The following is an 11,858-nucleotide window of genomic DNA, read 5'->3' on the forward strand; positions in this document are numbered from 1 at the left end:
TCGCCGTACGCCGATGCGAAAGGAATTTTTCCCGCAAGACAAAATCCTGCGGCAACTCCCATCATATCTTGTTCTGCAACGCCAACGGAAAAAAATCTATCGGGATACGCTTTTTTGAATAAATCTGTTCGCACGGAACCGGTTACATCGCCGCCGAGAACAACGATGTTCGGATTTTCTTTTCCGAGTTCTACCAACGCTTCGCCGAAACCGAGTCGCGTGGATTTTAATTCTTTGCTTTGTAGTTTTGCCATCGAGATAATGTTAGATTTTAGAATTCAGATTTTAGATTGCTGTATGAAGAACTGATTACGATTTAATTCCAACCATTTCTTTCTCCCAGTCGAACATAATAAAATCTCCATACTTTGTAGGAGGAAGTTCGCTTAATGCTTGTTTGCCTTGTTCATCATTTGGAGGAACACCGTGCCATTTGTAATCATCTTCCATAAACGAAACGCCGCGCCCCATAAATGTTTTTGCAATAAGAACGCTTGGTTTTCCTTTTATCTTTTTTGCTGTGTCAACGGCGAACAAAAATTCTTCGATGTTGTTTCCGTCGCACTCGATTACATTCCAACCGAACGCACGCCATTTATCCGCAAGCGGTTCGAGCGTCATTACGTTTTCCGTTCTATCATCAATCTGACAAAAATTTCTATCCACAATCGCAGTGAGATTATCAAGTTTGTAATGCGCCGCCGTCATCATTCCTTCCCACGTTTGTCCTTCATCGAGTTCGCCATCGCCACAGAGAACGAAAACGCGATTCGGCTTTTTATCCATTTGCAAACCAAGTGCGCAACCAACTGCAACCGACATTCCCTGACCAAGCGCACCGGAAGCAATTTCAATTCCGGGAAGTCCGTGTGTTTTTGGCGGCGCGGGATGACCTTGTAAACGTCCGTTGATTTTTCGAAGTGTGTTCAATTCAGAAATTGGAAAAAATCCCGCTCGAGCAAGCGTTGAATACCAAACTGGCGCGAGATGTCCGGCAGAAAGAAAAAAGAAATCTCTTCCCTCCCATTGAGGGTTTTTTGGATTTTGATTGAGGATTTTGAAATACAATGAAGCAAAAATATCAGCCAAACCGAGTGGACCGCCGCTGTGTCCTGATTTAGAAATCATCAACATTTTGATAATATCGCGGCGAATTTGGCGAGCCATTTCTTGAATTTCTTCAAGTAAAAAATTGTGCATAGGGACGCGGAAAATCTTTGAAGTATTATGAAAAAATAACGGTAAAAATTTATGGAAAATAGCAGGAACAAAAAAACGGAAGACTGTCATAACTTATTGATACTTGATGAAATTGATGTACGCAATTAAAAAAAAGCACAAACTTTTTGATATTCACGTAGTGGTTAGAAGATTTTTTGTCTATTTCTGTAGAATTGATAAATTTGTCCCGCTTTTTTAACAAGTCAAGTTCATTCTTTTTTTCCTCCGAATTTTTTAGATCTTAAATGCAAAAAGAAATTCAACAAACGCTCGCATCGGTTGTAGAAGCAACGCCTATTCTTGATAAAGAAAATCCCTTTGAATCAATGATGCATCGCTTTGATAAGGCGGCAGAAATTTTACAACTCAATCGTAATGTCTATCAATATTTGAAATCGCCGATGAAACAGGTTATCGTTTCTATTCCTGTTGTAATGGACGATGGACATTTGCAGGTATTTGAAGGATATCGTGTTATTCACAATGACGTTATGGGACCATCGAAAGGAGGTATTCGATACGCCCCTGATGTTACATTGGATGAAGTACGCGCACTTGCTGCGTGGATGACGTGGAAATGTGCTGTAGTGAATATTCCATTCGGAGGAGCAAAAGGTGGAGTTGTTTGCGACCCGCGAAAGATGTCGCAAGCAGAAATTGAAAAAATGACACGACGTTATACATCTGCGTTGCTCGACGTATTTGGACCTGATAGAGACATTCCTGCGCCGGATATGAACACCAACGAACAAACAATGGCGTGGCTGATGGATACATACAGTATGCATATGAAAAAAACAGAACTTGCAGTAGTTACAGGCAAACCGCTTATTCTCGGTGGTTCTGCCGGAAGGAGAGAAGCAACCGGACGAGGAGTAATGCACGTTACGATGAGTGCGATGGAAAAACTTGGTTTGAAACCTGAACAATCTTCCGTAGTTATTCAAGGATTTGGAAACGTCGGTTCTGTTTCCGCACAATTACTTCAGGAAAAAGGATGTAAAATAATTGGCATCGGTGATATCTCCGGCGCATACGTCAATAAAACCGGAATTGATGTGAAAGATGCAATTGAATACTGTGCTAAAAACAAATCTTTAGAGGGATACAAAAAAGCGGATAAAATTTCGATGACAGAATTATTGGAACTCGAATGCGACGTTCTTGTTCCCGCCGCAAAAGAAGACCAAATTACTGCAAAGAACGCAAGAAAAATTAAAGCGAAAATAATTTCCGAAGGGGCAAATGGTCCTACGGCAGCAAATGCAGATAAAATTTTAGAAGAAAAAGGCATTCTTGTTATCCCCGATATTCTTGCTAATGCGGGCGGCGTTGGCGTTTCCTATTTTGAATGGGTACAAGACAGAATGGGATTTTTCTGGAGTGAACATGAAGTCAATAATCGCCTTGCTGAAATGATGGCGGCAGCATTTAATAATGTGTATACTACGGCGAAAAAATACAACACCACTATGCGTATCGGAGCATATGCGTTTTCTATTGATAAAGTTTCCAAGGCACTTCTTGTTCGGGGTATTTACGCTTAATTCGTTTCCTCTGATGTTCTCCAAAGGAGGGATTTGTTCCCTCCTTTTTCTTTTGCTGACACTTGTGAATAGTGCATTTCCGAAGCAAGATTTCGCGGAAGAAATACGTTTCACCAATGTGCAGATATTTCAAAAAGCAGTCTCCGAGATTACCCATTCGATAGCAAGTGAACTGCGCACGATAGAACACGATACGATTGAAGTTCGCGTTTTTTCTCCTCACGTATTTATAGAACAACAACTCATTCAATCGTTGCAAGAACGAAGTATTGTTACAGCATTATTTTCTCGCGCACGCTCAAATACCATTGTTTGGGAAACATATCCTACTCGCACAAGCGTCAAATACAGCAAGCCATTTCGAATGTCTTTTTGGGGAACACGATTCATCGAGCGTTTTGTTTCACTTTCGCTTACAACTACAATTTCAAGAAAGCAAACGGGGGAAGTTATGTTTATAGGCGAAAAAGATTGGAATGCAAAAGATACAATTCGATGGGACGACGTGAACAGCATAGAAAATCTTGCCTTTGACATTACTATTGGAAACAAAGAAAACATATCATGGATGGATGAATACGTTGAGCCGTTCGTTATTATCGGAACAACGGCTATTGTGATATTTCTATTTTTTACCGTAAGAAGTTGATGAATCAAAGTGTCATAAATTTTTTGAAAACAATATTAAACACAAATCAAGGAACATTCTATGTTCTTCTCGTTGCAATGTTCGGATGCAGTTCTCAAGAACTCATAAAGCAACGCACCGCCGAAGAATGTTTTCAGAAAGGAAAAGAATTGCTTCTTGAAGAAAATTATCTGGAAGCGATTGAAGAATTCAAAATTGTCGGATTGCAGTATTCCGGAAGCGAATATGCTGACGATGCTCAGTACTATCTGGGAGAATGTTACTACGAACGCGAAGAATTTTTACTTGCCGCGTTTGAATATGATATGCTGAAAAAACGCATGGCATCCAGCACTTATGTTCCGATGGCTCAATTTCAACTTGCGCAAAGTTACTATCGTCTTTCTCCGCGTTCCACATTAGACCAGCGATATACGAATAAAGCGATTGATGAGTTTCAAACATTTTTAGAATATTATCCGCAACACGATAGCGCAGGTTCTGCGAGTGAAAAAATAAAACGACTCAACGGGCGATTAGCAAAAAAAGAATTTGATATTGCAGTATTGTATATGACACTCGAAGAATACCTTTCGGCGCAGCATTATTTTGAAAACATCCTCGAGCGGTTTCACGATACGGAATTTGCAGAACAAGCGCAATTAGGAATTGCGCAATCATTCGTTTCACGAAAGAAATTGGAAAAAGCAAAAGAAGCGTTGAGCGTATTTTTTCTTAAATACCCGGAAAGCAAATGGAAAGAACAAGCGCAACAATTAAAAAGAAGTATCGAAACGGAATTAAAGGAACAACCGGCGCATATTCCCGAAAAACGAACAGAGAGTGATTATTAACGTATGAAAAAAAAATATACCATAGCAACAAACCATGCGTTGAAAACCGTTAAAGATTCGCAAACGGAAATGATTGAACTCGTGCTTCCCAACGACACGAATCAGTTAGGCGCATTACTTGGCGGAAAACTGATGCATTGGATTGATATTGCCGCCGCTATCGCTGCGCAACGACACTGCGGAAAAGTGTGTGTTACGGCTTCCGTTGATGAAATCAATTTTCATCATCCGATTCGATTGGGAGAAGTCGTAACATTGCGCGCTTCCGTCAATCGCGTTTTTACGACTTCAATGGAAGTAGGAGTTCAGGCAACGTCGGAAAATTTATTAACGGGAGAAAAGAAAAAGTCTAACACTGCATATTTAACGTTTGTTGCGCTTGATAGCAACGGGAAGCCGACAAATGTATCACCGATCATTCCCGAAACGAAAGACGAAAAACGTCGTTTTCGCGAAGCGTTGATTCGCCGCGAACGACGATTACAACACCGAACAAATGTGTTATCAGCGTAGCGTATGATGGGGAGGTTACATTGGTTGAGTACGTAGAGCCGTTTATTATAACAAAAGCGTACGATAATGTTCGTTTGATTGTTGCGCTTTGCGTTGTTTTATGCGTTTGCGGAGTAACCGCGCAACCGTTAAAACAGCGAGCAGGATATGGAATTGTTCATGAATTTTCGACACCACAAAATCCGCAGGAACTTTTTGTTGCTAATGTGAATGAAAATTTTCACAGCGAATTTGGTGTTCGTTCACGAAATGTGTTCGCGCTCTTTCGAAAAAATTCGTTCGGGTTTTGGGTGAAAAAGGAATTTTCTCTTCATCAACAAAGTTCGTCGGTAACAGTCGGCGATTTCAATAACGATGGAATGGACGATATCGCGTTTCTGGAATCGTCTCCAACAACGGTGGAAGTATTTTGGGGAAGCGAGCGAGATTTTTTATACTCAACGTTACTGTTTACTACAAAACAACCGTATGAAAAAATACTCGCTACCGATATCAACGGAGACGGATTCAAGGATATGTTATTGTTCGGAAAAAAAACACAGGGCGTTGGCGCTTTAATGCAAAGTAAAGATGGAGAATTTCGCCTAACGGCAACACTATGCAAAGATATTTCCGTTGGTGATATTATTGCCGTGGATGTGAACGATGACGGAGCGGTTGATTTATTCGTGCTGGATTGGATTCATAATTCCGTTTCTGTGTTTGCTCAGCGAGGAAAAATGAAATTCACTTCTCAATATGTATGGAAATTTGACAGTGCGCTAAAAAAAATTGCAGCGCGCGATATCAACGGCGATACGTTTCAAGATATCGTCATAAGTTTTGAAGATGGAAATAATGTATCAGTGTACTACGGCGATGAGTTTGGAAATTATCAGCAACTGTCGAACATTCCCTTACAATCGCCGATGACAGATTTTGTTCTCTGTAATGTTGATAACGACGCATATACAGATATTGCATACGTAGAAAAAAAATCGTTGAACGTTTTATGGAATGCAAAAGAACATCCATTTCAGCAATCCATCGTTTATGCCGCAAGAGAAAACGCAAGCAACATTCTCACCGCATCGCTCGAAGGAAAAAATGAAGATGCAATTGTACTCGACCAGCAACAAGGAAAAATTATTGAATTTATTAACAGTCAAAACGCCGTAAAAACAGTGGAGCAGAAACACAATTATGCAACCGGATTGCATCCGAAAGGATTGCTTGCTTATGATTTTTCGCGCGATGGCTTTGCAGATATTCTTGTTGCCAACGAAGGTTCTCATTCAATTTCGTTTTTTGAAAATGCAAACAACGGAACCTTCAACGCATCAATTTTTATCCAAACGGAAGAAGTTCCTTCCTTTTTCTCTGTTGCAAAGAACGGAGTAACGAACACGCTGTTTGTTGCGCACGAACAAAAAAATTCCGTTTCTATTTTGAACGTGAACGAGGAATACACTTCGACTATTGCTTCCATTTCCACGGCAATGAAGCCAACGTTACTGTATGTAGAAAAAGATTCATTTTCGCTGCGGACGAATTTTATTGTCGAATGTAGAAACGACGACGCATCTTCGCGTTCTACGTTGTATACATTCCAGGAACTTCCTTCGTCTCAGTATATCGAGCAGAGCATTTCATTCGGAGAAAAACAAAATGTACTGGGCGCATACATTTCCGACATCTCCGGCGATGGCGTCGAAGATATGGTGTTCGCTTCGCTCGATGAACAGATTCGTCGCATAAGTTTATATATAGCAAAAGGAAAATATCACGACGGAACACAGAATCCGAAAAGAGAATTTTTTCCGCCGTTAAAAATATTATCACTCTTGGATTCGACTGCATCACGCGTACTACTCTGGAATGCCGACATCAATCGCGATTTACAATCCGATATTATTGGCAATATCAACGGGAAAACAAACACGTTGTTTTTCAGTCTTCGAAGCAAGAATACTTCGTTTCAAATTCCGATTCAACGAATCAATAATGTTCATATTTCGCGGTACGAACATATTCAGATTTCGGACGCTAATTCTGACGGCAATATTGATATACTGTTTTACAATGAACTTACACAAGCGATTCAAGTTTGTTACGGAAGAGGCGAAGGAACATTTCTTAAACCGGAAATACTTCTTGCGGTTTCTTCACTCGGAAGTTTTATCGTTGGAAATTTTAATACCGATGCTAAGATGGATATTGCGTTTACCGATTCCGAAAAGGGTACGCTCACCATTCATTGGGGAAAATAAGGATGAGAAAGTCAATTGTCGTTGTATTTTTATTTTTCGTATTTCCGCGTTTACTTGTTTCACAAAATAGTAACGAGAAAGAAATTCAATACAATCTTGATTCGCTCCTCAACGTATTCAAACAATTCCATACATTTTCGGAACAAAAATTTTCTCCGTCGGATTTGCCCGAAAAATGCGGAACATGGATAATTCAATATTTGCAAACTCATCGTAACGAACTTACACTGCAACAACAACGCGAATTCGATGAACTTCTCACTCCCAAATTTTTTCAGAACGATACAACGATAGGAAATTTTCATTTCTATTTCAATACGACCGGAGATTCATCTGCTGCATTACTTGATGCAAGCGGAAATCGTATCGAAGGAACGGCGCGCGCTTATATCGAATCTGTTGCAGTGTACTTACAAACCTCGTACAACATAGAAGTTGACTCCCTTGGTTATCATCCGTTGTTTTTCTTGCCGTTACGAGTAGAAATTCGCGCATTGAATCGTATGTACGGTTACGCCACTTCTTTTTCAGTTACATTAGATAACGATTATTCAAATGAACCTTGTCGGCCTGAAAGTTGCTTTTCAACATCAGGACTTGATGGAGCAAAAGTAACAGCCGCGCACGAACTTCATCACGTTATTCAATATACGTATGGACTTAATCCGCCGAGTTTTTTTATGGAATTAACGTCAACCTGGATGGAAGATGTTGTGTATAACGATGTGAACGATTATTACAATTACCTTCGCGACCCGTCGGGACATTTTGCAAATCCGCAACTTTCTTTTTTCGACGATATCGGCAACCTCGAATACAGTCGTGCAGTTTGGGGAAAATTTTTGGAAGATAAATTTCTCCACGATTCTTCCGATAAAAATATCGGAAGAGAAATAATGAAAAAAACATGGGACAATATAGGCGACCGCATCCCGATTATGCAAGCGATAGATGATGCCGCAAAACAATTTGGCGGATTCGATAATCTCTATACCGAATTTTCATACTGGAATTTTTTCATCGGAAACAACGCCGATACAGTTCGGTATTTTGTCGAAGGCAAACACTATTATTGGTACGAAAAAATCGGCTCGTATTATTACGTTCGCAATAGCGTTCGATTCGATAAACCGATTCTTGCCAACAGAACAATATTAGAAATTGAAAACACTCAGGAAAACTTTTCTGCGCGCTACATTCCTATTACATTCGGAGACGACACGGTTTTCACGATGATTGCTCGCCACAGTATGAATGACACATCCTCGTTTTTCCGATACACAATTCAAGCAGGCGAAGGAGATACGCTGTTTTATTCGTTGCCCAATCATTACAGCGCGCGTCTCGAATATTTCAAACATAATCTCTGGACAGATGCCGATTCAAACTGGACATCACGCGAACTCATTACGCGGTTTCAATCGGAAGAAAAATTATTAGTGTATCCTAATCCCTTTGTGTACGACGGAACACAAACATTGAAAATTCAACTTCCTCCCAAACGCAAAGGAACGATGGCGCTTCTCATTCTTGCATCGGATTTAACTGCAGTGTTTGAACGCTCGCGAATGCAGGAAACAGAAGATTTTCAAAATTCCATTGGGTATCGCAATGCCGTTATCGAATGGAACGGAAAAGCGGATAACGGAACTATTCCTTCTTCGGGAGTTTATTTTTACGTTCTCACGGTCAATGATAAACAATGGAAAGGAAAATTTGCTTTCATCCGAAAATGAACAGATGAATTTTTCTGCAACAAAGATTCAAAAAAAATTCGGAAGACGTTTGGTGTTCAGCGATGTATCGTTCTCTCTGGAAAAAGGAGATGCGCTTTCCATTGCCGGAAATAATGGTTCCGGAAAATCCACGCTAGCCAAAATTTGCGCTGGAGTTCTTTCTCCCAATAAGGGAACCATTGATTTTTTTCTCAACGGAACATTGCTTTCTACGGATGAGCGATTTCTGCATATCGGCTTTGTTGCTCCCTATTTACAACTCTATGATGAATTTACTCCCGCCGAACATATCGAGTTTCTCCGTCAAGTTCGAAACCAGAAAACCGATGCGCCGTATGAAGAGTATTTACTGGAACGAGTGAAATTGCTTTCCCGAAAAAATGATTTTGTGCGCACGTTTTCTTCCGGAATGAAACAACGGCTGAAATATGCGCTTGCGCTTCTTCATTCGCCGCGCCTCTTAATACTTGATGAACCGACATCCAATTTAGATGATGACGGAAGAACTGTCGTGTTCGAAATAATTCGTGAACAATGCGAACTCGGTATTGTAATTGTTGCAACGAATGAACATCAGGACGTTGAACTTTGCAATAAACATATTCTGTTGCAATAAATTGCTTCTCCTAACTTCACACCAACAAACTTCTTCGTTTCACTCATTCTGAATTTACTATATTTAACGGCGAAAAATTTTCCGATGCACGCACAACGATTTTTCCTGTTTGCAATTTTCCATTTTTTTATATCCGGATGTAGTCTCACAACATTCGTTTCGTATTCTGTTTCCGGTTTTATTGAAAATACCTTCATTGCCGTCAATGAAGAAAGCGATTTAAAAATTGCAGAAACAAGCATTCTTTCCAATCTCAAATTGCTTGACGGACTTTTGAAATCTACTCCAGATAACGAACAATATTTACTTCTCGCTTCGCAAGGTTACGCCGGTTATGCACTGGGATTTGTCGAAGACGAAGAACCACAGCGAGCAAAAGATTTATATCTTCGCGCAAAAAATTATGCACAAAAAATTTTACGCAAAAAAAAATCATTCCATCACGAACTTGACGGAAGTGTCGAAGATTTTCAAACTGCATTACATCAATCTACAAACGATGATGTTCCGGCAATTTTTTGGACAGCGTTAAATTGGGGAAGTTACGTATATCTTGATTTAGCCAATCCCGACGCGATCGCTTCGCTTTCGAAAATAGAAGCGATGATGAAATTTGTTGCGGAAAAAGATTCCGCATATTATTTCAGTGGAGCGAATTTTTTCCTCGGCGCGTTATACGGAAGTCGTCCGGCAATACTTGGCGGCGATATGAACAAATCCAAACAGTATTTTGAAACAGCATTGCGTATAAACGGTGGAAAATTTTTACTTACGCAAATTTATTACGCGAAATATTACTGCGTGCAAACGCAAAATCAAGAATTATTTGAACAACTTCTTTCCACCGTAGAAAATGCATCGCTTGATATTTTTCCAGAACAAAAACTCACGAATGCAATTGCAAAGAAAAAGGCAATACTTCTTCGGAACAAAATCAACGACTTGTTTTAACTCTTCATTCAATATTATAATTCTTCATTGGCCATCGTTCCTTCGCAAATGACCAGTGACAAATTCCAAATGACTTTCAAAATAAACAATGAACTACAAAAAACTTCTCATTCTTTTCCTTTTCATAACTTCTAATCTCTATTCGCAAGAATTCACCATCAAATTTGCGACACTTGCTCCAGATGGTTCAACATGGATGAATGTGATGAAAGAATTCGATGCAAAAGTTCGCAAGGAAACAAACGGTCGCGTTGGATTTAAAATGTACGCCGGAGGAGTTCAGGGCGATGAAAAAGATATCTTGCGAAAAGTGCGTTTGGGACAATTACATGCGGCGGGAGTTACCGGCGTTGGAATTGGAGAGATTGCCAAAAAAGTTCGCATACTCGATTCACCGTTTCTTTTCAAAAGTTATGATGAAGTTGATTCCGTCCGCAACAAATTCGATGCTACATTCCGAAAAGAATTTGAAGATAATGGTTTTGTGTTACTTGGTTTCGCAGAAGTTGGTTTTGTGTACACACTCACCAACACGCAAGTTTCTGCTCCAACGGATTTGAAGAAAGTAAAAATGTGGATTTGGGAAGGCGACCCGATTGCCGAAGCGATGTTCACCACAATTGGTATTCATCCGATTCCGCTTTCGATTACTGATGTTCTCACATCGTTGCAAACGAAATTAATTGACGGAGTTTATACGTCGCCGCTTGCGGGAGTTGCATTGCAATGGTTCACTCGGACAAAATATATGCTTGATTTACCGCTCGCTGATGCGCAGGGAGCAATTGTTGTATCAAAAAAAATGTTCGATAAAATTCCTGCCGACTTGCAACAAATTCTCATCCGTAGTGGAAAAACTTATTTCAATAAACTCACAAAACTTTCCCGCGAAGACAATGCAAAATCAATCGAGACATTAAAGAAAAACGGAATTCAAGTTATTGCGGTTGATACAAAAAGTTTATCAGAATATGATGAAATAGGGAAAAAAGCGCGTCGTCTGCTTGTCGGAAAATTGTTCGATGAAACGTTGTTGAATGACGTGGAAAAAGAAGTGGGAAACATTCGTTCAAAGAGTAAAAAATAATTTTGTCATTCCGAGAAGTGAAACGACGAGGAATCTTTTTTGTAGATTCCTCACTTCGTCCGGAATAACAATATCTCAACAATGAAACTCATTTTTTCCATCGAAAAATACCTCGCAAAAGTTGAAAGCGCAATTATCGTTACAATGCTTTCAATTATGGTTCTACTGGCGTTTCTTCAAGTTCTCCTTCGGAATTTCTTTTCGTTCGGGTTTTTGTGGGGAGATCCGTTGTTGCGGTACATTGTGCTTTGGGTTGGATTTCTCGGAGCAGTTCTCGCAACAAAAGAAGAAAAACATTTCGGCATCGAATTCGTTAATCGGTTGCTTTCGCCACGAATGATGCACCTCGCGCTCTTCATCGTAGATCTGTTTGCTTCTGTTATTGCATTTCTTCTTCTTCGAGCAGCGCTGCAATTTCTCGAAGTCGGCTTTGATGAAGATTCTCTCGACCTGTTC

11 protein-coding genes are annotated in these 11,858 nt (G+C 40.0%); 9 read left to right on the plus strand and 2 right to left on the minus strand.

What is annotated here, in order from left to right:
• Together FJ218_09270 and FJ218_09275 are read right to left on the minus strand one after the other, a co-directional pair.
• The coding region (locus tag FJ218_09270; GenBank protein MBM4167088.1) for a transketolase family protein at positions 1-254 on the minus strand (254 nt) is incomplete at its 3' end.
• A gap of 55 nt (positions 255-309) precedes the next feature.
• Positions 310-1,200, minus strand: a complete 891-nt coding sequence (locus tag FJ218_09275) for a transketolase (protein MBM4167089.1) — start codon at positions 1,198-1,200, stop codon at positions 310-312.
• Between the two features lie 266 nt (positions 1,201-1,466).
• On the opposite strand from FJ218_09275, the gene FJ218_09280 reads away from it, so the two are divergent.
• The 9 genes from FJ218_09280 to FJ218_09320 form a co-directional block, all read left to right on the plus strand.
• The gene (locus FJ218_09280; protein ID MBM4167090.1) at positions 1,467-2,768 is read left to right on the plus strand and encodes a Glu/Leu/Phe/Val dehydrogenase; all 1,302 of its coding nucleotides are present in this window, start codon (positions 1,467-1,469) and stop codon (positions 2,766-2,768) included.
• 64 nt (positions 2,769-2,832) lie between these two features.
• On the plus strand, positions 2,833-3,417 hold the full coding sequence (locus tag FJ218_09285) for a hypothetical protein (GenBank protein ID MBM4167091.1): 585 nt from the start codon (positions 2,833-2,835) through the stop codon (positions 3,415-3,417).
• A complete protein-coding gene (bamD, locus tag FJ218_09290) occupies positions 3,417-4,250 on the plus strand; it encodes an outer membrane protein assembly factor BamD (GenBank protein ID MBM4167092.1) in 834 nt (277 codons plus the stop codon). Before FJ218_09285 ends, bamD begins: the two co-directional genes overlap by 1 nt.
• A 3-nt stretch (positions 4,251-4,253) precedes the next feature.
• Positions 4,254-4,763: an acyl-CoA thioesterase gene (locus FJ218_09295; protein MBM4167093.1), complete on the plus strand. Its 510-nt coding sequence runs from the start codon at positions 4,254-4,256 to the stop codon at positions 4,761-4,763.
• Between the two features lie 20 nt (positions 4,764-4,783).
• Entirely contained in the window at positions 4,784-7,012 is a 2,229-nt protein-coding gene (locus FJ218_09300) for a VCBS repeat-containing protein (GenBank protein ID MBM4167094.1), read from the plus strand.
• A 1,611-nt stretch (positions 7,013-8,623) separates the two neighbouring features.
• A complete protein-coding gene (locus tag FJ218_09305) occupies positions 8,624-9,364 on the plus strand; it encodes an ABC transporter ATP-binding protein (protein MBM4167095.1) in 741 nt (246 codons plus the stop codon).
• Positions 9,365-9,448: 84 nt separating this feature from the next.
• Positions 9,449-10,315, plus strand: a complete 867-nt coding sequence (locus FJ218_09310; protein MBM4167096.1) for a hypothetical protein — start codon at positions 9,449-9,451, stop codon at positions 10,313-10,315.
• Between the two features lie 88 nt (positions 10,316-10,403).
• Positions 10,404-11,402: an ABC transporter substrate-binding protein gene (locus FJ218_09315; protein MBM4167097.1), complete on the plus strand. Its 999-nt coding sequence runs from the start codon at positions 10,404-10,406 to the stop codon at positions 11,400-11,402.
• 81 nt (positions 11,403-11,483) lie between these two features.
• On the plus strand, positions 11,484-11,858 hold a 375-nt coding region (locus FJ218_09320; GenBank protein MBM4167098.1), incomplete at its 3' end, for a TRAP transporter small permease subunit.

Source organism: Ignavibacteria bacterium (genome assembly GCA_016873775.1).
GTDB lineage: Bacteria > Bacteroidota > Ignavibacteria > UBA10030 > F1-140-MAGs086 > JAGXRH01.

Excerpts from the sequence above, each read along its gene's own strand:
- FJ218_09295 (MBM4167093.1), top strand. The coding sequence starts at position 4,254 with ATGAAAAAAAAATATACCATAGCAACAAACCATGCGTTGAAAACCGTT.
- FJ218_09310 (MBM4167096.1), top strand. The coding sequence starts at position 9,449 with ATGCACGCACAACGATTTTTCCTGTTTGCAATTTTCCATTTTTTTATA.
- FJ218_09280 (MBM4167090.1), top strand. The coding sequence starts at position 1,467 with ATGCAAAAAGAAATTCAACAAACGCTCGCATCGGTTGTAGAAGCAACG.
- FJ218_09305 (MBM4167095.1), top strand. The coding sequence starts at position 8,624 with ATGCCGTTATCGAATGGAACGGAAAAGCGGATAACGGAACTATTCCTT.
- bamD (MBM4167092.1), top strand. The coding sequence starts at position 3,417 with ATGAATCAAAGTGTCATAAATTTTTTGAAAACAATATTAAACACAAAT.
- FJ218_09315 (MBM4167097.1), top strand. The coding sequence starts at position 10,404 with ATGAACTACAAAAAACTTCTCATTCTTTTCCTTTTCATAACTTCTAAT.
- FJ218_09275 (MBM4167089.1), bottom strand. The coding sequence starts at position 1,200 with ATGCACAATTTTTTACTTGAAGAAATTCAAGAAATGGCTCGCCAAATT.